General features: G+C 48.1%; 22 protein-coding genes and 1 pseudogene. 16 read left to right on the top strand and 7 right to left on the bottom strand.

The annotated features are described in order from the left end of the window. Positions 1–2,202 carry a DNA helicase RecQ gene (gene recQ / locus MKQ68_RS22340; protein ID WP_264281021.1) on the bottom strand — a complete coding sequence of 734 codons (2,202 nt, stop codon included), beginning with the start codon at positions 2,200–2,202 and terminating at the stop codon, positions 1–3. Between the two features lie 167 nt (positions 2,203–2,369). On the opposite strand from recQ, the gene MKQ68_RS22335 reads away from it, so the two are divergent. After that, positions 2,370–3,344 carry a KpsF/GutQ family sugar-phosphate isomerase gene (locus tag MKQ68_RS22335; RefSeq protein WP_264281020.1) on the top strand — a complete coding sequence of 325 codons (975 nt, stop codon included), beginning with the start codon at positions 2,370–2,372 and terminating at the stop codon, positions 3,342–3,344. Between the two features lie 5 nt (positions 3,345–3,349). Beyond that, entirely contained in the window at positions 3,350–4,441 is a 1,092-nt protein-coding gene (locus MKQ68_RS22330; protein ID WP_264281019.1) for a mannose-1-phosphate guanylyltransferase, read from the top strand. Positions 4,442–4,518: 77 nt separating this feature from the next. Here MKQ68_RS22330 and MKQ68_RS22325 read toward each other — a convergent pair whose 3' ends face one another. The 3 genes from MKQ68_RS22325 to MKQ68_RS22315 all read right to left on the bottom strand — a co-directional run bounded on the left by MKQ68_RS22325 (position 4,519) and on the right by MKQ68_RS22315 (position 7,336). Next, complete coding sequence (locus tag MKQ68_RS22325; protein WP_264281018.1) at positions 4,519–5,202, bottom strand: carbonic anhydrase family protein; 684 nt, start codon at positions 5,200–5,202, stop codon at positions 4,519–4,521. Positions 5,203–5,220: 18 nt separating this feature from the next. Then, complete coding sequence (locus MKQ68_RS22320; protein WP_244836423.1) at positions 5,221–6,846, bottom strand: SulP family inorganic anion transporter; 1,626 nt, start codon at positions 6,844–6,846, stop codon at positions 5,221–5,223. A gap of 175 nt (positions 6,847–7,021) precedes the next feature. After that, on the bottom strand, positions 7,022–7,336 hold the full coding sequence (locus MKQ68_RS22315; RefSeq protein WP_244836422.1) for a hypothetical protein: 315 nt from the start codon (positions 7,334–7,336) through the stop codon (positions 7,022–7,024). 411 nt (positions 7,337–7,747) lie between these two features. On the opposite strand from MKQ68_RS22315, the gene MKQ68_RS22310 reads away from it, so the two are divergent. From MKQ68_RS22310 to MKQ68_RS22290, 6 genes and pseudogenes are all read left to right on the top strand, one after another. Further along, positions 7,748–8,047 carry a PadR family transcriptional regulator gene (locus MKQ68_RS22310; protein WP_244836421.1) on the top strand — a complete coding sequence of 100 codons (300 nt, stop codon included), beginning with the start codon at positions 7,748–7,750 and terminating at the stop codon, positions 8,045–8,047. 35 nt (positions 8,048–8,082) lie between these two features. Further along, entirely contained in the window at positions 8,083–9,420 is a 1,338-nt protein-coding gene (locus MKQ68_RS22305) for a PspC domain-containing protein (RefSeq protein ID WP_264281017.1), read from the top strand. After that, positions 9,396–9,494: pseudogene (locus tag MKQ68_RS25990) on the top strand (hypothetical protein); the annotation flags it as partial. The gene MKQ68_RS22305 and the pseudogene MKQ68_RS25990, both read left to right, overlap by 25 nt. A 6-nt stretch (positions 9,495–9,500) precedes the next feature. Beyond that, positions 9,501–9,956, top strand: a complete 456-nt coding sequence (locus tag MKQ68_RS22300; RefSeq protein WP_264281016.1) for a hypothetical protein — start codon at positions 9,501–9,503, stop codon at positions 9,954–9,956. 207 nt (positions 9,957–10,163) lie between these two features. Next, positions 10,164–12,293 carry a ferrous iron transport protein B gene (gene feoB / locus MKQ68_RS22295; RefSeq protein ID WP_264281015.1) on the top strand — a complete coding sequence of 710 codons (2,130 nt, stop codon included), beginning with the start codon at positions 10,164–10,166 and terminating at the stop codon, positions 12,291–12,293. A gap of 62 nt (positions 12,294–12,355) precedes the next feature. Next, on the top strand, positions 12,356–13,258 hold the full coding sequence (locus MKQ68_RS22290; RefSeq protein ID WP_264281014.1) for a M20/M25/M40 family metallo-hydrolase: 903 nt from the start codon (positions 12,356–12,358) through the stop codon (positions 13,256–13,258). Here the strand turns inward: MKQ68_RS22290 and MKQ68_RS22285 are convergent, their stop codons facing one another. Both MKQ68_RS22285 and MKQ68_RS22280 read right to left on the bottom strand, forming a co-directional pair. Next, positions 13,259–14,680 carry a S41 family peptidase gene (locus MKQ68_RS22285; protein WP_264281013.1) on the bottom strand — a complete coding sequence of 474 codons (1,422 nt, stop codon included), beginning with the start codon at positions 14,678–14,680 and terminating at the stop codon, positions 13,259–13,261. 33 nt (positions 14,681–14,713) lie between these two features. Continuing rightward, entirely contained in the window at positions 14,714–15,325 is a 612-nt protein-coding gene (locus MKQ68_RS22280) for a hypothetical protein (protein WP_264281012.1), read from the bottom strand. Positions 15,326–15,517: 192 nt separating this feature from the next. Between MKQ68_RS22280 and paaA the strand changes: the two genes are divergently transcribed. The 5 genes from paaA to nadD all read left to right on the top strand — a co-directional run bounded on the left by paaA (position 15,518) and on the right by nadD (position 19,494). Then, positions 15,518–16,513 carry a 1,2-phenylacetyl-CoA epoxidase subunit PaaA gene (paaA, locus tag MKQ68_RS22275; RefSeq protein WP_264281011.1) on the top strand — a complete coding sequence of 332 codons (996 nt, stop codon included), beginning with the start codon at positions 15,518–15,520 and terminating at the stop codon, positions 16,511–16,513. Positions 16,514–16,602: 89 nt separating this feature from the next. Continuing rightward, the gene (locus MKQ68_RS22270; protein WP_264281010.1) at positions 16,603–16,983 is read left to right on the top strand and encodes a hypothetical protein; all 381 of its coding nucleotides are present in this window, start codon (positions 16,603–16,605) and stop codon (positions 16,981–16,983) included. Positions 16,984–16,988: 5 nt separating this feature from the next. After that, complete coding sequence (paaC, locus tag MKQ68_RS22265) at positions 16,989–17,747, top strand: 1,2-phenylacetyl-CoA epoxidase subunit PaaC (RefSeq protein ID WP_264281009.1); 759 nt, start codon at positions 16,989–16,991, stop codon at positions 17,745–17,747. Between the two features lie 653 nt (positions 17,748–18,400). Continuing rightward, a complete protein-coding gene (gene paaD, locus MKQ68_RS22260) occupies positions 18,401–18,883 on the top strand; it encodes a 1,2-phenylacetyl-CoA epoxidase subunit PaaD (protein ID WP_264281008.1) in 483 nt (160 codons plus the stop codon). Between the two features lie 47 nt (positions 18,884–18,930). Next, the gene (gene nadD, locus MKQ68_RS22255; RefSeq protein WP_264281007.1) at positions 18,931–19,494 is read left to right on the top strand and encodes a nicotinate (nicotinamide) nucleotide adenylyltransferase; all 564 of its coding nucleotides are present in this window, start codon (positions 18,931–18,933) and stop codon (positions 19,492–19,494) included. A gap of 1 nt (position 19,495) precedes the next feature. Here the strand turns inward: nadD and MKQ68_RS22250 are convergent, their stop codons facing one another. Further along, positions 19,496–20,575 (bottom strand): AI-2E family transporter, encoded by a 1,080-nt coding sequence (locus MKQ68_RS22250; RefSeq protein ID WP_264281006.1) that lies wholly within the window; start codon positions 20,573–20,575, stop codon positions 19,496–19,498. Positions 20,576–20,807: 232 nt separating this feature from the next. On the opposite strand from MKQ68_RS22250, the gene MKQ68_RS22245 reads away from it, so the two are divergent. From MKQ68_RS22245 to MKQ68_RS22235, 3 genes are read left to right on the top strand one after another with little or no spacing between them, the layout of a single operon-like run. Further along, positions 20,808–21,002, top strand: a complete 195-nt coding sequence (locus MKQ68_RS22245; protein WP_264281005.1) for a YtxH domain-containing protein — start codon at positions 20,808–20,810, stop codon at positions 21,000–21,002. Between the two features lie 41 nt (positions 21,003–21,043). Further along, a complete protein-coding gene (locus tag MKQ68_RS22240) occupies positions 21,044–21,463 on the top strand; it encodes a phage holin family protein (RefSeq protein ID WP_264281004.1) in 420 nt (139 codons plus the stop codon). Between the two features lie 27 nt (positions 21,464–21,490). Then, complete coding sequence (locus MKQ68_RS22235) at positions 21,491–21,844, top strand: hypothetical protein (RefSeq protein WP_264281003.1); 354 nt, start codon at positions 21,491–21,493, stop codon at positions 21,842–21,844. The last annotated feature ends 62 nt before the right edge of the window (positions 21,845–21,906 follow it).

The following is a 21,906-nucleotide window of genomic DNA, read 5'->3' as shown; positions in this document are numbered from 1 at the left end:
TTAGTTGCCGTACACCACCAGGAACTTGATGCGCATGAGCTTCAATTGTTCCAGGGTGTAGTTATCTTCTGACAATTCTTCTTTTGCTAAAGCGAGGCTGGATGTTTCGCATCCTTTAAAGTATTCCATGATTTCGTCCTGTGCGTAATCATCGAGTTCTTCGTCCAGGCAATAATCCAGGTTTAGTTTAGTACCACTGGCGACGATCGTTTCCATTTCATCCAGCAATTGGGAGTACGTTAACTCCTTATTTTTGGCGATGGTTTCGAGCGGTACTTTTTTATCTATATTCTGGATAATGAATACTTTAAGACCACTTTTGTTTACTACGCTTTTCATCACGAAGTCATCGGGCTTCACAATATCATTTTCCTCCACAAACTTGGCGATTACGTCCACGAACTGTTTACCGTAACGAATGGCTTTGCCCTTACTCACGCCCTGGATCTTTTCCAGTTCCTGAACCGTGGTGGGGTACTGCGTGGCCATGTCCTCGAGGGATGTTTCCAGGAAAATCACGAAAGGCGGCAGGTTCTTTTCTTTTGCTACCTTTTTACGCAGTTCCTTCAGCATCTCGAATAACACAGGATCCGCAGAAGCCTGCGCTTCGCCGGAAATCTCATCGTCCTCTTCCCCACCCTCTTCATCGAACTGGTGGTTCAACGATACCATGATGGAGTAAGGCTTTTTCAGGAATTTTTTGCCTTTGTCCATAATTTTGAGCAGGCCATATTCTTCTATATCCTTCTCAATCAATCCCTCCAGCATCATTTGGCGAAGCAGCGAGTTCCAGAAGTGGGCGTCAAATTCTTTGCCTTCACCGAATACATCCAGCTTGTCATGCTTAAAAGTGCTGATCTGCGGATTTGTTTTACCGGTGATGATATTCACAACGTATTCGCTACCAAATCGTTCTTCCAGTGATTGGATCGCTTTAAGTGCAATTACGACGCGGTTTTTTACTTCGATTTTCTCCTTCGGATTGCGGCAGTTATCGCAGTTGCCACAATTCTCCTTTTCCAACGTTTCGCCGAAATAGTGGAGAATTACCTTACGGCGGCAAACGGAACTTTCCGCATAAGCGACTGTTTCGTTAATAAGCTGCGCACCCATCTCCCTTTCGCTCAATGCTTTATCGCGCATCAGGTGCTCCAGTTTCTGCACATCCTTATGCGAATAGAAGCAAACACAAATGCCCTCCAACCCGTCACGGCCAGCGCGACCAGTTTCCTGGTAATAGTTTTCCAGGCTTTTGGGAATGTTGTAGTGAATAACGAAACGAACGTCCGGTTTGTCAATGCCCATCCCAAAGGCGATCGTGGCGACGATTACTTCCACTTCCTCGAGCAGGAACATGTCTTGCCTTGAGGCACGTGTACCCGAATCGAGCCCCGCATGGTACGCCACGGCCTTAATTCCGTTAGCTACCAGCATGTCCGCAAGTTCTTCCGTCGTTTTGCGGTTAAGCGTATAAATAATGCCGCTTTTCCCTTTATGTTGATGGATAAACTTAACGATGTCCTTGATGGTCTGGTCCTTTTTACGCTTGGAGCGGATTTCGTAGTACAGGTTGGGACGGTTAAAGGAAGAAATGAAAATCTCGGGCGTACGAAGCACGAGGTTCTTCACAATATCGCTCTGTACTTTCGGCGTTGCCGTAGCGGTCAGCGCAATAATCGGCAGGTCGCTGCTGATCATGTCGATCATTTCCTTTAAACGGCGGTACTCCGGCCTGAAGTCGTGTCCCCACTCCGAAATACAATGCGCTTCATCTACGGCAATAAACGAAATCTGGAGTTCGCGGAAGAAATCCAGGTTTTCCTGCTTCGTGAGCGTTTCCGGCGCTACGTAAAGCATTTTCGTTTTACCGGAGGTAAGATCAGATCTTACCTTTTTAATTTGCGCCTTTGTTAATGTAGAGTTTAGAAAATGCGCCACATTATCCTTGCTACTGTACGAACGCACCAGGTCTACCTGGTTTTTCATCAGCGCAATCAGCGGCGAAACGATCAGCGCCACGCCCGGCAGCATGAGTGCCGGTAATTGATAGCACAAAGACTTGCCACCGCCCGTGGGCATGATTACGAATGTATCTTTACCTGAAAGGATGCTATTTATGATCTTTTCCTGGTTCCCCTTGAAGGAATCAAAACCGAAATGTTCGTGTAATGCATCCAACAAACTTACCTTTGCAACAGCCATTACATATGAAGTTTTAAAATAAAACGCGACTCTATTCAGAACTAACAGATGGAAAAAAGTTCGAATGTGTTTTTTGGGGACACGAAATTAACGAAAAAACCCCTTTCAGTCAAGAAATTTAATCGCACCGGGCCATCACCAAAAAGTGGTAAATTCGCAGCTGCCGTATGAAACAACAGATATCCGTTAATATAAAGGAAACGGCCTTAAGAACCATAGGACTGGAAGCGGCCGCCATCCGCAGCCTTGAGCAATATATCGACGACGATTTTACAAGTGCCGTAGAGCTTATTGCCCGATGTGAGGGGCGAGTTGTTATTACCGGCATCGGTAAAAGCGCCGCCATCGCACAAAAAATTGTCGCCACCCTTAATTCTACAGGTACTCCCGCTATATTCATGCATGCCGCGGACGCAATCCATGGCGACCTCGGTATGGTCCGTGAACATGATATTGTACTGTGCATCAGCAAAAGCGGCGAATCGCCGGAAATAAAGGTACTGGTTCCCCTGGTCAAAAATTTTGGTAACGTGTTGATCGCGATGGTAGGAAAGAAAGATTCTTTTCTGGCGCGCTCGGCACAATTTGTGCTGAATACGAGCGTCGAGCAAGAGGCTTGTCCCAATAACCTGGCTCCTACTTCCAGCACAACAGCACAATTAGTAATGGGCGATGCATTGGCAGTTTGCCTCATCGAGTTAAAAGGCTTTACCGCGGCCGATTTTGCAAAATTTCATCCGGGAGGCACACTTGGTAAAAGACTCTACCTTAAAGTGGAAGATCTTCGTAAATTGCACGATGCGCCCAAAGTAAATGTAAACAGCTCCCTCCGCGAAGTTATCGTGGAGATATCATCAAAAATGCTGGGAGTCACGGCAGTTTTAGATGATGCAGGCCAATTACAGGGAATTATAACGGATGGCGATTTACGCCGTATGCTCGAAAAAAGCATTGATCCAAAGGATGTTACAGCCGCAGATATTATGTCGATTAACCCTAAAGCCATTCAGGAAGAAGAGTTAGCGGTAAATGCCCTGGAAATGATGCGACAATACGATATTACACAACTGTTGGCCATGAGAGGTGACCAATATGCGGGAATTATACATTTACACGATTTAATCAGAGAAGGAATTATTTAAAAGAGATGACACCCTTGAATAACCATTTCTACGTGGCCATTATGGCCGGAGGTATCGGTAGCCGTTTTTGGCCTTATAGCCGCACCGACTACCCCAAGCAGTTCCTGGACATGCTTAATACTGGAAAAACCTTATTGCAGTGGACATATGAACGGTTTGCACAGTTCATTCCCCCTAACAATATTTATGTAGTGACCCATAATGCTTATGCAGACCTGGTGGCCGAGCAATTACCACAACTGCCTAAAGCTAATATCGTGGGCGAGCCTTCGCGGAAAAACACCGCGCCGTGCGTGGACTACATCTCCCACAAGATCAGCAAAAAAGATCCGAAGGCGAGCATTATCTGTGCGCCGGCCGATCATCTTATCATGGACGGGGTAAGCTTTACCAGCACCTGCCTGAATGCGCTGCAGTTTGTTGAAAAACATAGCGCACTGGTTACGCTGGGCATTAAACCTACTCGTCCCGACACGGGCTACGGCTACATCCAGTTCGAGACCGAACAGGTGGCCGACAATGTGTATAAGGTGAAAACTTTTACCGAAAAGCCGAACCTGGAGCTGGCCAAAACCTTCCTGAAAAGTGGTGACTTCCTCTGGAATGCCGGCATTTTCGTCTGGAATGCCCGCAGCATCCTGGCAGCATTTAAAACACACCTCCCCGAAATGGACGAGCTGTTTGTAAATGAGCAAGCCGCGCTTAACACGGATGCGGAAGCCGAAGTGATCGAACGTATCTATTCTCAGTGCACCAACATTTCCATTGACTACGGAATTATGGAAAAGGCGGATAACGTGTACGTGATCCCTTCCAATTTCGGATGGAGCGACCTGGGTACCTGGGCGTCTGCTTACGACAACCTGGATAAGGACGAACAGGGTAACGCGGTGCAAGGTAAAAACGTAATGCTCGTAGAAGCTGCCAACAATATGGTAAAGGCGCCGCACGACAAACTCGTGTTACTACAAGGCCTCGACGACTACATTGTCATCGATACGGCAGACGTATTGCTCGTGTGTAAGAAGGAGAACGAACAGCAGATCAAAGAGTATGTATCTGAAGTAAAAAGGCATAAGGGAGATAAATACCTTTAGTAGCCATAAGTTATAAAAACAAAGCGGCGGAACATATCGTTCCGCCGTTTGTTTTTATCGCCCTTTTCACTCGATAACTAAGCGTTAGCAGCAGCTTCTGCTGAAGTTGCCATCTGGCGTGCGCCGCAGCACATTGTTTCTTCCATCCAGCTTACTTCGCCGGTTTCTACGTCATACATGGCACCAATGATGCCGATTTCTCCTTTCTGGATCATGTCATACAGGATAGAGCTTTGCTCCATGATCGCCTGTACGGAACGCTCCACGTGAATATGTGTTACCGCATCCACAAAAGCAGGGTTGTGTGAAGTACGATCGTTTTTAATTGTTTGTTCCTGGAAAATAGCCGGGCGGATTTTGTTCAGCAAGCCGGTCAGGTTGCCCATTTCAACGCCATCGCATGCACCTTTGATAGCACCGCACTTGGTGTGACCCAATACCACGATAAACTTAGAACCCGCAACTTTGGTTGCATATTCCAGGCTGCCCAGTACGTTATCGGAAATAACGTTACCAGCCAGGCGAATACTGAAAATATCGCCCAGGCCCTGATCAAAGATCAGTTCCGCAGAAGTGCGGCTGTCCATACAGCTAACGATTGCCGCGGCAGGCCACTGACCGTCGCGGGTATCGTTCACTTGCTGTAACAGGTTGCGGTTGATGCGCAGGTTGCTCACAAAACGCTGATTACCTTCTTTCAAAAATTCTAATGTAGTAGCCGGAGTAAGGCTTGACTGGGATACTTTATCGTGCGTCCTCATGTTTGTTCAATTTTTAAGTTAGTTATACTGTAATTCTTTGAGTAATTCTGTGTGTGTACCATTCGTTACTACGCTCACCGGCCGCTCGGAAGAAGGTTTGTCGAGGAACAGGTGATCGGTATTTGAAATTTTGTACGCCTCTTTAAATCCCTTCAAAATCACCTTGATCTTATTTTGAGGCGCCTTAATCTGCGTAAACTCACGAATAATATCAAGTACGTCCTGATCTATGTAAACGGTTTTGCTGGCGTCAATTTCCACCGTGCTTTCTGCAGGTAAATGATCCAGTGTAAGCAGGATGTTCGCTTTATTAAGGAAAGACACTTCCTGTGCCAGTTCCAGCTTGATAAAGTCGCCCGTGCGGTATTTCTCTTTGTGGAAGAAGTACGGACTTTTCAGGTTACCACGCAAAATCGCGATAACGCTCACCGCCAAACCGATCGCAACGCCCACCAACAGGTTGGTAGCGATGATGGCCACTACAGTTACGATAAACGGTACCCACTGGTATTTACCCCTGGCAAACATTTGTTTGAAAACAGAAATCTTACACAGTTTATAACCGGTTACAAGCAGTACGGCGGCCAATGTAGCCAGCGGAATGAGGTTAAGCAGGAATGGGATGAAGGTGGCGCACACTAATAACAGCGTACCATGTGTAATGCTTGACAGTTTAGTGCGACCGCCGGAATTAATGTTAGCGGAAGAGCGCACAATTACCGAAGTAATGGGCAAACCGCCAATCATACCGCTGATCACGTTACCTACACCCTGCGCCATCAGTTCCCTGTTAGGAGGAGAATGACGTTTCATCGGGTCGAGTTTATCGGTGGCTTCTACGTTCAGCAAAGTTTCGATGGATGCCACCGCAGCAATGGTCGCAGCGGACATCCAGACAGCGCCATTGGTAAGGCTGCTGAAGTCAGGCAGGGTAAACAGTCCCAGGAAGCTGTTAAAGTCGGTAGCTATTGGGAGCGTTACCAGGTGTTCCTGCGAAACGATCGCGAGCGACGAACCGGTGGCAATGAACAGGGCATTGATGGCGATGGCCGACAATACCGCTACCAGGGCTGCCGGAACAGCTTTTACAACTGGAATTTTGTTCCAGTAAAGCAGGATGAGAATAGACACAACGGTGATAATTATCGCTCCCGGGTGAATATTACTGGCCGTATCGATTAACGCCTGTACGGTAAAGCCCTCGTCCACTTCAGCGGTTTTATCGTACCCAAAGGCATGTGGGATCTGTTTTAGTACAATGGTAATACCGATCGCGGTAAGCATACCGGTAATTACGTTCGATGGAAAATAGCTTGCGATGGTACCGGCCCTTGCCAGGCCGAGTAATATTTGCAAGCCGCCGGCTAATACTACAGCCATTAAAAATACCGGGAAAGAACCCAGGGAGCCGATGGCTGCCAGTACGATCGTGGTAAGACCGGCTGCAGGACCTGATACGCTCAGGTTAGAGCCGCTTAATGATCCAATGACGATGCCACCAACGATGCCGGCAATCATGCCTGAGAATAGTGGCGCACCAGAGGCCAAAGCTATACCCAGGCATAGCGGCACTGCGATCAGAAATACTACGAGGCCTGCGGACAGGTCTCCTTTCACGTTTGAAAAGGGCGATGTCTTGTTCATGGTTTTCGAGATTTGCCCAGACGCGTCAATTCAACATCTTCATTCATCGGTTTGCGGATACATTCACGAAGGAATGAGGCCACCATGCCGAATCAGGACGTGGAAAGTCGTCTGCCAGTTTGAAATAAAAGCGTGTGAAAAGGTAAAAGGCACCTAAGCGGTGCTGGTTGAGAGTTTATGAAAAAAGGGCGCGGTTTGGAGGAGGCGTATGTATTTCCTTAATGGGGCTGGTTGGAATGTTCTCGAACAACTGGTAATGTAAGGTGCTCACGATCAGCGCGTGCGCAATCTGTTCACTCAGTTCAGAGTTTCTTCCGTAATAGTCTTTCAATAGCTTAAAACCACATTTCTGGCCGCAGCTGTTTTCAGCAGCACCGTCCACATGCTCTTCAACTATCTGATTATTAAACAATAACTTCCCTACTTCCTTAATAGGAAGTAACTGAATACACATCAGGCTGAGAAGTATAACGCTTAATAGTCTCTTCATCTTTAGCAAAAATAAACGCCCTATGTTATAATCAAACAAAATGCCCAAAAAAAATATGTTAAATGACAACTGTTTACAAAAGAGTGACCCGTGTTTATCCACAACTTATTCCCGATTTGCGTAGTTCGTCCCTCAAAAATTGCCGTTCGTCACTTTTCAAAAAAATCAGTTCAAAACAAATTTTCTTTGGAAAGTGAGTATGGACTTGAGTTTTCGGCTTTGTTAGGGTAATATCCTTAACCAATTATTTTGCTTTCTATGGTATTGTGTATTGCACAGTACTAAAAATGTTCCTACATTTGTATTGTCAAGTTGATGATACGGGATTTAACGAATCGCGATTATTGACAAAAAAGACTAAAGCTCACTTGCCATGAATATCGAAAATACACAATCACAAATGAGGAAGGGGTGCTCGAATTTTGCATCCTGTCTATCATTAAGCAAGGCGAGGCTTATCCTTCAGACATTATTGAAAAGATGAAAGAGGCGAAGCTGGATATTCTTGAAGGGACCTTATACCCATTGCTCACCAGGCTCAAGAACGCTGAGTTCCTTACCTACCGATGGGTAGAAAGCAGCTCCGGCCCGCCCCGCAAGTACTTTTCCATGACCGACAAAGGGGAAGCTTTCTATAAAGACCTTGAAAACACATGGAACGAACTGGCGAACGCGGTTCATCAATTAACACAAAATCCTCCATCCGAATAAAGTCAGCAGACCTAAAACCTAAATCACCTTTCGAAATGAAAAAGATCATCAATATAAACCTCTCCTCCCGCCTGATACCCATAGAGGATAGCGCCTACGAGATACTGCGACAGTATCTCGACAGCCTGAAGCGATACTTTTCTCAGGAGGACGGCGCAGATGAGATCGTAAGCGACATTGAAAGCCGTATTGCGGAAATCTTCCAGGACAAAATGCGCAAAGGCGCCCATTGCATTACCGATGTGGACGTGCAGGAGGTAAAAGCTTCCATGGGTACGCCGGAGCAGTTCGACGAAGATACGAAAGCCAATACAGGCAACGATTCTGCTAAGCAGACGCAACCCGGCGCAGATCCTTATATGTTCGCTCGTCCGCGTAAACGTTTTTACCGCGATCCGGAAGCGAAGGTGTTAGGTGGTGTGTGCGGTGGCCTGGGCGCTTACTTCAATATAGATCCCCTGGTGTTCCGTATCGTTTTCGCCCTGCTGGCGATCGGCGGCTTTGGTACCGGTATTGTCGTGTATTTCATTATATGGATTGCAACGCCCGAAGCCTTCACCGCCGCTGAAAAGCTGGAAATGCGTGGCGAGCGGGTGGATGTAAATAATATAAAGAACACCGTGCAGGAAGAAATGAACGCCTTCAAAAGCCGCATGGAAGGAATGGGAAACGACTTCAAAAATTTTTCCCAGGGCCGCGGAAAACAGTTTGGTAGGGAAACCGGTAACGCCGTTAACGGATTCCTGATCGGACTGCGCAATATACTGGTGTACGTAACGAAAGGCATCTTTATATTCTTTGCGGTGGTAGTACTGCTGGCGATCGTTTCGTCGCTGGTAGTATTTGCCTTTTTTACCAAGGCCCTGTTACTGAAGGAGTTAATTTTCGCTGAAGGCATTCAAAGCTTTTTATTCTGGCCGACTGTGGTACTGCTCATTGGCGTCCCCATCGTTTCGCTCGTTATTTTCTTACTGAGAAAGGTAACTGGTATAAAGCAGGCCAACAAATATGCGGGCATGACCCTCGGTTTTATGTGGATACTCGGTGTGATTTTCTGCATCTGGCTGGTGTCTGCAGTGGTAAGCGACTTTAGCGTTGGGCCCGTATCCAGCGGAAAGGAAACTTTTTACCTGAAGCAACCAAGTAATAATAAACTCATCCTACGTGCAGAAGAGGACTTAGTCGGAGTAGATATCAGTCACGTATTCAACAGCGTTTTGCGGGTGGCGGACGATACCGCGATCGTAAACGGCATCCACATCCGGTTGGTGAAGAGCGAAACGCCTGATTTTCAGGTGACGGTGGAAAAGCTCTCCCGCGGTGGCTCTACAGCAGATGCCAAAGCTACATCAGCCGTATCAATTTTGACCTGAAGCAGCAGGACTCCGTACTGATCATTCCCAATGGCATTGCCATTCCCCGCAACTCCACCTTTCGTGGCCAGCAGGTAGAAGTGACCATTCGCGTACCGGTAGGCAAAAATGTGGAAGTAGAAAGAGATGCATACGACCTGTTCTTCTGGGACCGCGGCCGCTGGAGAGGAGATCGCATCAGCTGGGACGACTTCGAAGATAACGACCGCGTACAGCTGCGTATGGACCACGACGGTATCGATAACCTGAACCGGGAAGAACGCAGAAAGGCAGACGAAAAAAGAGTCGAGGAGGAAAAACGGAATGAAGAGGAACGTGTCAGGAGAGAGCAGCAAAAAACTGACACCGTGAAGCCGGACGCCGAAGATAACCGTTATCGTTACAAACGCGATCAGCCGGCAAAAGTAGACACCGTTCGTCCGGATGCTACTGCCATGACGCCGGTAGATAACAGCGATGAGCCTTCACGCAGCCAGCGCGGAACGCTGGTTGCCATGGAAACGGCCTCCTTCCTTTTTCGGATGTACCGCAATTAACAAGCGCAATAATTTGTCACAATAAGTTTAGTTTCGACGAAATAAAAACCGCGGTATCTACCGTGGTTTTTTGCTTTTTAGCGTTAAAATGATCATAAAAGACCCGGTTACAGACCCAAACTGCCGGTTTTTTCCCGATACGAGCATTCCGCTGGGCGATTAATGATTAGTTTTGCAGCTTTAAAAATCTATGAGGATAAGATAAGGATGCAGGTTCCAATTAACATTGCGCTCGTTGGAAACCCCAACAGCGGTAAGAGTTCTCTTTTTAATGCACTCACAGGATTAAATCAGAAGGTCAGCAACTTCCCGGGTGTAACGGTCGATAAAAAAACCGGTATCGCGAAGATATCTGATCAATTGACAGGCAACATCATTGACCTGCCTGGTACCTATAGCCTTTACCCTAAGAGCGCCGATGAATTTGTAACCTACGATGTGCTGATCGACCAGAGCAGCAAAGACGCGCCTGATATTATCCTCATTATTGCTGATGCCGCTAACCTGAAGCGTAACCTCCTTTTCTGTTCCCAGATCATTGACCTGAAAAAGCCTGTCATTATCGGGCTTACCATGATGGACATTGCCCGTAAAAAGGGCGTGGAGATCGACCTGCAGGGCCTGGAAAGAGAATTAGGTGTGCCGGTGGTCGCCATCAACCCAAGAAAGAATAAGGGAATACCGGAATTAAAGAAGAACATTGAACTGATAGCCCAACAAAAATTTGGCGTGCCAGCGCGCGATTTCATTGATAATAAATCACTTGCACCGGATGTGTTGACTGCGGTGCAAAAGGAATGTCCGGGTGCGAGCGATTACGCCGCCCTGCACATTGCGGTGAATGTGAGCGACCTGCCCTTCCTGCAGGTGTCGCAGAAGCAGCGCATCACCGAAAGCTTACATCAGTATAAGTTTAACAAAACCAAGATGCAGGCCGATGAAATTATGCAGCGTTATGCGCGCATAAAACACATCATGAACGTCACCGTGGTTGAAAAAGATCCGCTGGAAACGAAGCTGCAGACCGAAAAGATCGATAACATCCTCCTACACCGCTTCTGGGGTTATGCGATCCTGTTGGTAGTGATGTTCCTGTTGTTCCAAAGTATTTTCTGGCTGGCCTCCTACCCGATGGATATTATCGAAGGCGCTGTAAGCAGCCTGCAAGGCTGGCTCGCCGACGTGTTGCCGGATAATACGATTGTCGATCTGCTCATTAACGGTATTATCGCCGGTTTAGGTGGCGTGGTAATTTTCGTGCCGCAGATCATGATCCTTTTCGGGTTGATTACGTTGCTCGAAGACACTGGCTACATGGCCCGCATCAGCTTCCTTACTGACCGGCTCATGCGCCAGGTGGGCTTGAATGGTAAATCAGTGATGCCTTTGATCAGCGGCGTCGCCTGTGCGGTACCGGCCATCATGGCGGCCCGTAATATCGAGAACCGGAAAGAGCGGCTGATCACCATTATGGTTACTCCCCTCATGAGCTGCTCTGCCCGACTGCCCATTTATTCAGTCATGATTGCGCTGGTGATCCCCGACGTTAAAGTACTTGGCATTTTGAACCTCCCGGGTTTGGTCATGATGGGCCTTTACCTGCTCGGCTTCTTCATGGCGATCTTCATCGCCGCACTCATGAAGGTGTTCATCAAGATAAAAGAGAAGAGCTACTTCATTATGGAACTGCCCGTTTACCGCGCCCCCCGCTGGAAGAACGTTGGCACCACCATGGTCGAAAAAGCTAAGATATTTGTGACGGATGCCGGTAAAGTAATCATGGTCATCTCCATCGTACTGTGGTTCCTGATGTCTTATGGCCCCACTAAAAAGATGAACGAGGTGAGCGCTAAGTACGAGGCGAAAATGGAACAAACACAGGATTCAGCTCAGCTAGTAGCATTGGAACATGAATTAGCTTCTGAAAAAATGGCGACTTCTTATGCAGGGATACTCGGTCATGCAATAGAGCCCGCGGTAAAACCACTGGGCTTCGACTGGAAAATCGGTATCGCATTAATTTCATCGTTCGCCGCCAGGGAAGTATTTGTAAGTACCATGGCCATTATCTATAGTGTAGATTCCGACGACGACAGCAATAACGCGCCTCTTCGCGAAAAGATGGCCGGCGCCACCTGGAAAGATGGCTCGCCTGTTTATACGCTGGCTACCGGTATGTCACTCATGATCTTTTACGCTTTCGCGATGCAATGTATGAGTACCATGGCAGTGGTGAAACGCGAAACCAAAAGCTGGACGTACCCATTGGTGCAGTTCGTGTACATGACGCTGCTCGCCTACGTTTGCAGCCTGGTTATCTACAACATTTTCGCTTAATTCTTTTTATACGTAATCGAACGGGCGTTTGTATATTTAACAATATGCAAACGCCCGTTCGTATGAAAACACTTCTCTTACTGCTCGCCTGCTCCGGCTCACTGCAAATGATGGCGCAAAAAGCGCCTAATGTCGATTCATCTTTATTAATGAAAGATGTGAAGACGTTGTCGGATAACAAGTTCGAAGGTCGTAAAACCGGCACTAAAGGAAACCGGCTCGCGCAATTCTACTTGCTTGACAGGTTTAAGCAGGCCGGTCTGCAACAGTTTAACAATACCTACGAGCAGCCATTTTACTTTTCGCGGAACAATGTTAAAACGATGGGCACTAACCTTTACGGCTACATTGCAGGCAAAAGCGAAAAGGTGATCGTGATTTCGGCGCACTACGACCATGTAGGAATAGGTAGACCGAACGAGGCGCAGGACAGTATTTATAACGGGGCGGACGATAATGCATCCGGGGTGGCGGGTTTACTGGCTATGGCGGCATATTTCAAAAAGAATCAACCACAGCACACGCTTATTTTTGCCGCTTTCGACGCAGAGGAGATGGGCCTGCAGGGCGCTAAAGCGTTTGTGGCCAAACTACCGGTGCCGGCAGAACGAATTGTGCTGAATATCAATATGGACATGATCAGCCATAACAATAAACGGGAGCTGTATGCTACAGGCGTTCACCATTTTCCGGAGTTAAGAAAGTATGTGGAAGCCGCCGCCGCACAAAGTGCGATCAGCCTCAAGATGGGCCATGACAAGCCTGAAGATGGCGACCAGGACTGGACGAAACAAAGCGACCACTACGAGTTTTTTCAAAAGAAGATCCCGTTCCTGTACTTCGGCGTGGAAGATCATCCGGACTATCACAAGCCGAGCGACGAGTTTGCAAACATCAACCCATCATTCTTTTACCACGCAGTGCAAAGTGTGCTTAACGTGGTCAAAGAAGCCGACAAAAATTAATTATCGTTTAAATACGGATGGCAGCGTCGCTCTCGGCTCAATCAACTGAAAAGAGAACGCTTTTCTATCTAGAGAGCTGGCAACAGGCGTACTTTCAAAGGTCGCTTTCGTGGATTTGGGAGCCGCTACACGCCCATTGGTGATTTTGCCTAACGCTGCGGCCAGCAAGGGATCATTGATATCACCCAGCGGCTTCAGGTCCACACCTTCCTGCAGCACAACATCCGGCGCAAAGCCGTTGGTGTAGTCGGACTGGTTGTTTTTATTGAACGCTTTGGTAATAATCGGCTGCAGTCCCCAGGTGTTACGCCGGTCGCCTTCGCGGTATAACGTTGTCGAGCCAACGTTTTTACCGTATGTCGTATCGCCGATCAGCGTTACGTTCATATAAGGGCGAAGGCCGTTGATTATCAGTTCGCTGGCAGACGCCGTATGGCCGGAGGTGATGATAACGAGCTTTTCAAGGTTGGCGCCGATGCCCGCATTCTTTTGAATGAACTTGCGCGACAACAATGCCTCTTCCCCATCCTTCCTGATCTCTTCCAACACGTTAGCATTGTACTCGCGATGAAAGAACTCGTCGTTGGTAGTAGCTCCTTTTACGATCAGGCTCGCCAGGTTAATCGTAGATATTTCATTACCACCTGGATTGTAACGGAAGTCTAACACGAGGTTAGTGATACCGGCCGCTTTAAAACGGGCAAAAGCCGCGTCCACGGCGTCGTCATAAACCGTGGAGGTTTCGGTTGGGCCGGGACTGAAGAAATTATATACAAAGTAACCCGTGCGCTTGCCGCCGATGTTATACACGGTGTCGAGGTAAACCGGGTGTTCAGCAAATTCTTTCACCGTTAACGGGATGGTTTTTTTAAGATCGAAATCGCGGGTGGCGGCGTTGTAAGTGCCGATGCTAAGCGTATGATCCTTATAAAGTTGATCTACCAGGTTGTTCGCGCTTGCCTGCGACGTATAAGTAACCGCTGCTCCGTTCACCTTGAAGAAGTTGTCGCCGCGCTTCAAACCGGCGGCCTCGGCGGGCGAGCCCTTCTTTACGTAGAGCACCTGTCCGCCCAATTTGTTATCGCCATACAGGAAAAGCGAAAAATCATAGCCAGCCTCTTTACTAACGCCAGACAGCTCATTCAGCAATTCCCGGTAGTCACGCTGAATCCACGAGAAGCGATCGTCAGGTTTCCTGAGCAGGCTGTTGAAGAAGGATTCTGTGCCGGTGGACCTGTTCGGACTGGCAGGCATGCTGGTGTTCCAGTAGTACCAATGATTCATGCTTTCGTAAATCCAGTCGTTTACGTAAGTGTTATTCTCGCTGCCGATATCGTCTTTCTTTTTGCAGGAAGAGGCGAGTAACACCGGCGTGCAGAGCATTATAAGGAGTTTGGCAGGCTTCATTTTGTACTTAAACAAGTTGTTCGGTTAATATAACGATTTTTAATGCGATTAATTGGCTGCGAGCACGCCCAGTTCCGTTAGCGTTTGGCGGATGTTCTGCTTCCAGCGGGCCTGGGCCGCGTAATTGACCCCGCTGCCCGTCTCCCGATCAAATTCCTCCTGCATTTTATTCATTTCCCTGAAGGATTCCAGGTATTCGTACTGAATGATGCTGTCATAATCGTCGAGGTGCAGCGGCATGCTGAGTACCTTTTTGCGGAAGCGCTCGCCCACGATGCGGGTAATGTCGAAGTGCAGCTGCTCGTGCTCCAGCGTGTGACTGATCGATTGAGAGCCGCGCACCCAGGACGCACTTTTCACCATAAACACCTGTAAACGAAGGTGGATGAACAACGTATCCCGAAACCTGCGGCTGCCGCCATCGTACGAAAAGCTGGTAAAACTCACCGCTTCGCTGGGCCCGCTGCGCGAGGGGCGGCCTGTAAACTCGGCCATCGTTATGGGAACATGGGCGTCGTGAAATACGGTGTCAGACGCGGGGCTGTTGGGCCGGGCGTCATAGTCGAATTGTAATTTAAGAATGCGGGCCTGCTGGGCTTTTACAGGAAAAACGAGGGTCGATAGCACACAACAGGCGAAAAAAGATAAAAATTTGCTCATAAACAGGGCGTGCTCGTTATTGTAAACGCTTATTTCTTTTGCATACGTATGCCGTACAGCGGTTTTAACATTTCCTGCGGATGGGGCAACTGTAAAGTGGTAGAATCTTCTCCTGTTTCGAAAATCGGTGTCCGGCGGCATCCGCATCCGTGTAAAAATCAGTAAATTACGGGTAACCAAAACAATCTCCCTATGTACGGAGGCGGATACATATTTGACGAACCGAACAGGCGGCAGCAGCATGACGAGCAGCTGCACGACGATCCCGAAAAATTACAGCAATTCGAAGCAAGAATTACAGCGGGCGCCAAGATCGAACCCGGCGACTGGATGCCTACGGAGTATCGCAGGCAACTTACCCGGTTAATCGAGCAACACGCGCATTCCGAAATCATGGGTGCGCTGCCCGAAGGCACGTGGATTACCCGCGCTCCGGGTTTTAAGCGCAAACTGGCCCTCATCGCGAAAGTGCAGGATGAAGTTGGCCACGGCCAGCTGCTTTATAACGCTGCCGAAACATTGGGCAAACGCCGCGAGGCGATGATCAATGACCTGCTGAGCGGCAAATCGAAATACTCGAACGTTTTTAATTACCCGGCCGAAACCTGGGCAGATGTAACCGTTATTGGTTTTTTGATTGATGCGGCAGCGATCGTAAACCAGGTGGCGAATGCGAAAGGTTCTTACGGGCCTTACTGCAGGGCGTTAGAGCGTATTTGTTACGAAGAAAGTTTTCATCTGAAACAAGGCCACGACGCATTTATAGAACTGGCTACCGGTACAGCGATGCAACGCGACATGGTGCAACAGGCGCTGAACCGGTGGTGGCAGCCGATCATGCACTTTTTTGGCCCGCCGGATAAAAACTCCGTCCATAGCGAAAAGCTCATGCAATGGAAAGTGAAAATGGCCAGCAACGACGAGATGCGCAACCAGTTCCTGGATGCGTATGTGCCGAAGATCTGGGAGCTCGGGTTAACGTTGCCGGACGAGCAGCTGCGCAAAGATGAAGCAGGCCGCTGGCAATACGCCGACCCGGACTGGGACTTGTTTTTTAAAGTAATCAACGGTGGCGGTCCTTGCAACGCCGAACGCGTAAAGGTGCGTAAGTGGGCAGAAGAAAGCGGCCGATGGGTACGTACCGCATTGATGCACAGTACGCATGCCCGGGCGCTGCCGGTGGCGTAGTCAGTTAGATAGGTGGAGGTTAAGTAATTTCACGTTGAGAAGTATAGGAACAAACCCCTGACTGGCGATGCCAGCAATAATAGAACGTTATGGAAAATCAATCATTAGATCCGCGTGTGAACCGGCTGCACCTCTCCGATGCAGCAGAACCTGTAGTTGTAAACGAAGGCGAGAATTGGAATGTATACGAAGTTTTTCACCAGGAAAAGCGAGGCGCTCACCACGAACACGTAGGTTGCGTTCATGCCCCAAGTGCGCAACTGGCACTGGTTTTCGCGAAAGAGCAGTTTGGCAGGCGTAAGCGTTGCGTGAACATTTGGGTGGTGCGCAGCGCCGATATACTTGCCTTTGAGGTAGAAGATGAAGATATGTTCGCCAATAACCAGGACAAGACCTACCGCGATGCCAGCGGATTTAAGGTGATGGAAAAAATTAACAAGTACAAGGCGCAACAGCGCACCGAAAAATAAAGCACATGCAAACAGCAATTACTTACCTGCTTACAAAAATGGCGGATGATGCCCTGATCCTTGGACACCGCAATTCCGAATGGACCGGCCTGGGCCCGGTGATGGAAGAGGACATTGCTTTTTCCTCCATGGCGCAGGATAAGATTGGCCACGCGTTGGGGTTATACAGCATTCTGCACGAGCAGTACGGCGCGCCTAATCCCGACCAATACGCATTTATAAGAACAGAAGATGAGTTTCGCTGTTGTCACCTGGTGGAGTTGCCCATTGGCGAATATGATTTCAGCCTGATGCGGCACTTCCTGTTCGATCATGCAGACGCGTTGCGGTACGACTTCATGGAGCAAAGCAGCCTGGAAGTGCTTCGTCCCCTCAGCAAAAAACTGAAGGGCGAGATAAAATACCACACGCTGCACGCCAATGCCTGGCTTACGCAGCTTTGTCGCGCCGGTGAAGAAAGCTACACCCGCATGCAGGCCGCGCTGGATACCTGCTTTCCACTGGCATTAGGCATGTTCGAAGCGCATTCCCAGTTCGATGCCGAGCTGGTGGCCGCCGGTGTTTATCCGGGAGAAGACAAATTGCAGGAAGCATGGCTGGAAAGGCTGTACCCGTTGCTGGTCAAATGTTCGCTTAATATGCCGGCTCCCGAAACGGTAACGCCGGCTTATGGCGGGCGGTACGGCTTCCATACACCGCATCTCGCACAGCTGCTCGACGAGATGGGTGCGGTGATTCGGTTAGATCCATCTGCCGCCTGGTAATAGTGAGAGGTTGCCGGGTAGTTAGTTCGAATCAAGGCGCCAAAAGGTGAAAATTATATCAGAACAGCTAGTTTCTTCCCTGTAGATCCTTGCTACATCCTTGCTACATTGTTGCTACATCCTTGCTAAAAACATCCTGTTTCAGCAACAACTTAGCAACCTTTTAGCAAGGATGTAGCAACAATGTAAGGAAGATCCAGCAGGGATGCGGGTCTTACAGAGGGGGCAAAAAGCGGATAAAACTTGCAGGCTGATGTTATTTTAACACAGAGTATCAAAAAATCCACTGAAGTGTGACTTTCAATTGCGTCGCTTTTTCCATCGTCATAGCGGATGAACTGAAGCGAACCTCTGCTTTAGTTTCAGGTGCAGTAGGGGCTGCCAGTAACAGTGAAGACTGCACACGAAGATTGCTTCGCTTTGATCGCAAGGACGAATTTGCCGAGGAGGTACCCTCCCGTCATCGCGAATGAAATGAAGCGAACCTCCGCTTAAGTCTTCGAGGCAGTGGGTCACGGCCAGAACCAGCGAAGAACGCTCACGAAGCTGGCCGCGCTTCGCTCGCCATGACAAGGAAAACGACGAGGAGAAGGCTGCCGATGAAGTGAGTGACAACGGGGCATGATAGTAGTATTAAAGCTGATTTCATAGAAATGATCACAAAAGACCATGTATATAAAGCCTTAGAACAGGTGATGGACCCGGAAGTTCCGGTGCTGAACGTACTCGAACTCGGAATGATTACCGACATCTCGATAGCGGATGGCTATGTGCGTGTGGACATGATACCGACGTTCGCGGCGTGCCCTGCGGTGAATTACATTCGTAACAATATCAAAACCGTATTGGAGCAGGCGCTGGATTGTACGGTGGAGGTAAATGTTAACAAACAAATTACCTGGAATAGTAACCGAATCAGCGAAGCGGCTTTGGAAAAGTTGCGAACTTTTGGTCTGGCGGCGCCCCAGCGGCATAACGGTGACGGCTACGTGGAATTAATGTCTCACACCCCTTGCCCGCACTGCAGCAGTACCGATACCTATCTGCGATCGCCCTTTGGGTCAACGCTTTGCAGGGCCATGCATTATTGCAAGAGTTGCGGCAACTTGTTCGAGCAATTCAAGCCAGTGGAGTAAGTTTATCAGTAAATTACTAACTTGCCGGAGACTAGCAAACGTATAGCATGAAGATAGGCTTATATTTCGGCTCGTTTAACCCGATTCACACCGGTCACCTGATTATCGCCAACCATGTGGCCTACAATACCGACCTTGATAAAGTATGGCTGGTGGTATCGCCTCATAATCCGCTTAAATCATCGTCGTCGTTGTTGAACGAGCATCACCGGTTTCACCTGGTGGAACTGGCTGTAGAGGGGGAGTCGCGTTTGCGCGCCAGCAATATTGAATTTTCTTTGCCACGACCGTCTTATACGGTAGATACGCTGGCTTATCTTTCAGAGAAGTTTCCCACGCAGGAGTTTGCGATCATTATGGGGAGCGATAGTTTTCAAAACATTTCGCGCTGGAAGAATTATATGCACATCGTGCAGCATTACCCCATTTACGTTTATCGTCGGCCGGGGCATGAGATTGAGCCTATGTATGGTGTAAAGATCCTTGACGCACCATTGTTGGACATATCCTCCACGGTTATCCGACAACATGTAAAAGACGGAAAATCAATCAAGTACCTGGTGCCGGATAACGTGCAGCAATACATTTTGGAGAACGGTTATTACCGGTAGATTAGTCTTCTTTCTTTTTCGTTTCCACCATCTTTCGCTTATCGTTACTCGTTTTAACGATTTTAACCTCGCGCTTTTTGGTGAAATATTCATTGGAATAGATTTCCAGCAATAATATAAACAGGGAGATCAGCAGCGGGCCGAAAATGAGTCCGATAAAACCGAAGAGGCTTACACCTACCAGCACACCGAAAATCGTGATCATCGGGTGCACATCTCCAATCTTTTTATTTACCATGAGGCGGAATACGTTGTCACTAGAGCCAATTACCACCAGGCCGTAGATCAGCAAACCTACGCCCCGCCATGTGTCTTCAGTAAACATGTATAAGCTGATGGGAATAAATGCCGCCGCCGCGCCGACTACAGGCACCATGGCCATGAAGCAGGTAATTACAAACCAGAACCATGGGGAAGGAACGCCAAAAATATAATAGCCGGCCAGGGCCACCGCACCCTGCATAATAGCGATGAGTGGGATGCCTACGGCATTGGATATCACCATATTGCGTACTTCTTTGCCCAGTTTAATCACATTCTCATCTTTTAACGGGATGTATTCGTACAGCGATTCCTCCATTTTGCGGGCGTTGATGAGCATGAAGTAGAGGATGAAATACAGGATCGCGATAATCGTGAGTGTGTTGAAGGCAGTACCCAGGAAACCCGGTAAAATGCTCGTCAGGTACTCCTGCCCTTTCTGCAAACGCTCCGGACTGATGATCTTGATGCCGGACGATTGCTCGAGTTTGCTGATCACCGATTGTGCATTAGCGAGTAATTCTGTGGAGTGCGTTACCGCGTACTTGATCTTCGCTGTCATCATATTAATGAGCGTGCCTACCGGCAGCAGGATGATAAGGAAGGACAGGACCATGATCATGGCGGCGGCCAGCGGCTTGGGCCACTTTCGTTCTTCCACCAGCCGGAACATATAATTGCGGCCAAGGATGTAGAAAGTAACGGCACCCAGGAAACCGGGGAAAAATGTGTACAATTCGGAAAACAGCAGTGCGCCTAACAAAACAATAATAACGAGAAAGGCCACCTGTTTAAGGCGTTCATTGTCAATTGTGCTCATAGTGTTGAGGTGTTGAATCAAACCTACTTAAAATATAGGGATGAATGAATATTAGGTTAAAAAACATGCCAAAGCACGGCTTATTTTGGTTGATAATGATGAGAAAGCGACAAATTCTGGCAAACAATTCTGGAATAATGTTTGTATCCCTTTTATCCACAGCCGGGCGCCCCAAATGCCCGTATGATTAAACCCGAAAAAATATTCATTCACTTTTTAAAACCATCCTATCATGGCAAAAAGTTCAAAAGCAGTTGTTACTTTCATCGTTGGCGCAGCAGTAGGTGTTGCTGTTGGTTATTTCCTCAATTCTGACAAAAAAGACGAGCTGGTTGAAAACCTGAAATCACAGGCTGATCGTCTGAAAGAAAAATTCAGAAAAAAGAAAGAACAATACGAGGATGCAATTGAGAACGAACTCGCTTAATCCGTTAGTTTACACATCAATTGCACCTAAAATTAATTTGCATGGAAGATAATTTCAGCAATTACTTTTCGGAAACAGGAAAGGTAGCCAGAGAATATGTGGAGACCCGCCTCGATCTTATTAAGCTACAGGCAGCAGGAAAGTTAAGCAGAGCACTTGGATTGTTTTTTTCCCTGGTGATGGCTTTCCTGCTGTTTTTCCTTGCGGTAGTTTTTTTAGGAATGGTGCTGGGCTTCTGGATCGGGGAACTGACCAACAGTTACGCCACGGGCTTTAGCTGCTCGGCCGGACTGTTCATCGTTCTGTTGTTACTCATCCTGGTGTTCCGCAAAAGTTTAATTCAACGCCCCTTGTCTAACCTGCTCGTAAAAGAGCTGGTAGAAGAAATCGAATTGAAAAAAGAAGAAAAGGAAAGGCGTAAGGAAGAAGAGCGTGAAGAGGAATATCACGAGAATATCTAAAAGAAAGAGTTTGACAAACATTTACACATGCCCAAAGGAAAAGTAACCGACTTTGCTTCCCTGGAACTGGAAATCGCCCGCCTCGAAAACCGGAAGCGTATGCTCGAAGGTGAGTTGGAATACCGGGTCGACTATTTCAAGGAGAACTACAAGTCCATGGCCATGAACACCGTAATGCCAGGCCTGCACAAAGCTGGCGTTTTTGGTGCTGTTGGTAAGTTTGCGCAAATGGCGTGGACGAGCACCGGTTCCAAAAATGTGTTGAAAAGTGTTGCAATGACAGCCCTGGAATTTATAGCCGTTCGTTTCGGCGTAAAGCTGTTTAACAAGTTTAGTCATCGCCGTAAGAAGAAAAAAGCTGCGCAGGCCGGGGATGAATAATTCGTACTGCGTATAAAAAATAATCCCGCTGCAGGCGTTACCAATTGCAGCGGGAATATCTT

The sequence above is a fragment of the Chitinophaga horti genome (assembly GCF_022867795.2).
In the GTDB taxonomy this organism is placed as follows: domain Bacteria; phylum Bacteroidota; class Bacteroidia; order Chitinophagales; family Chitinophagaceae; genus Chitinophaga; species Chitinophaga horti.
Note: the sequence above shows the minus strand (reverse complement) of the source record. Positions and strands in the feature narration are given on the sequence as shown.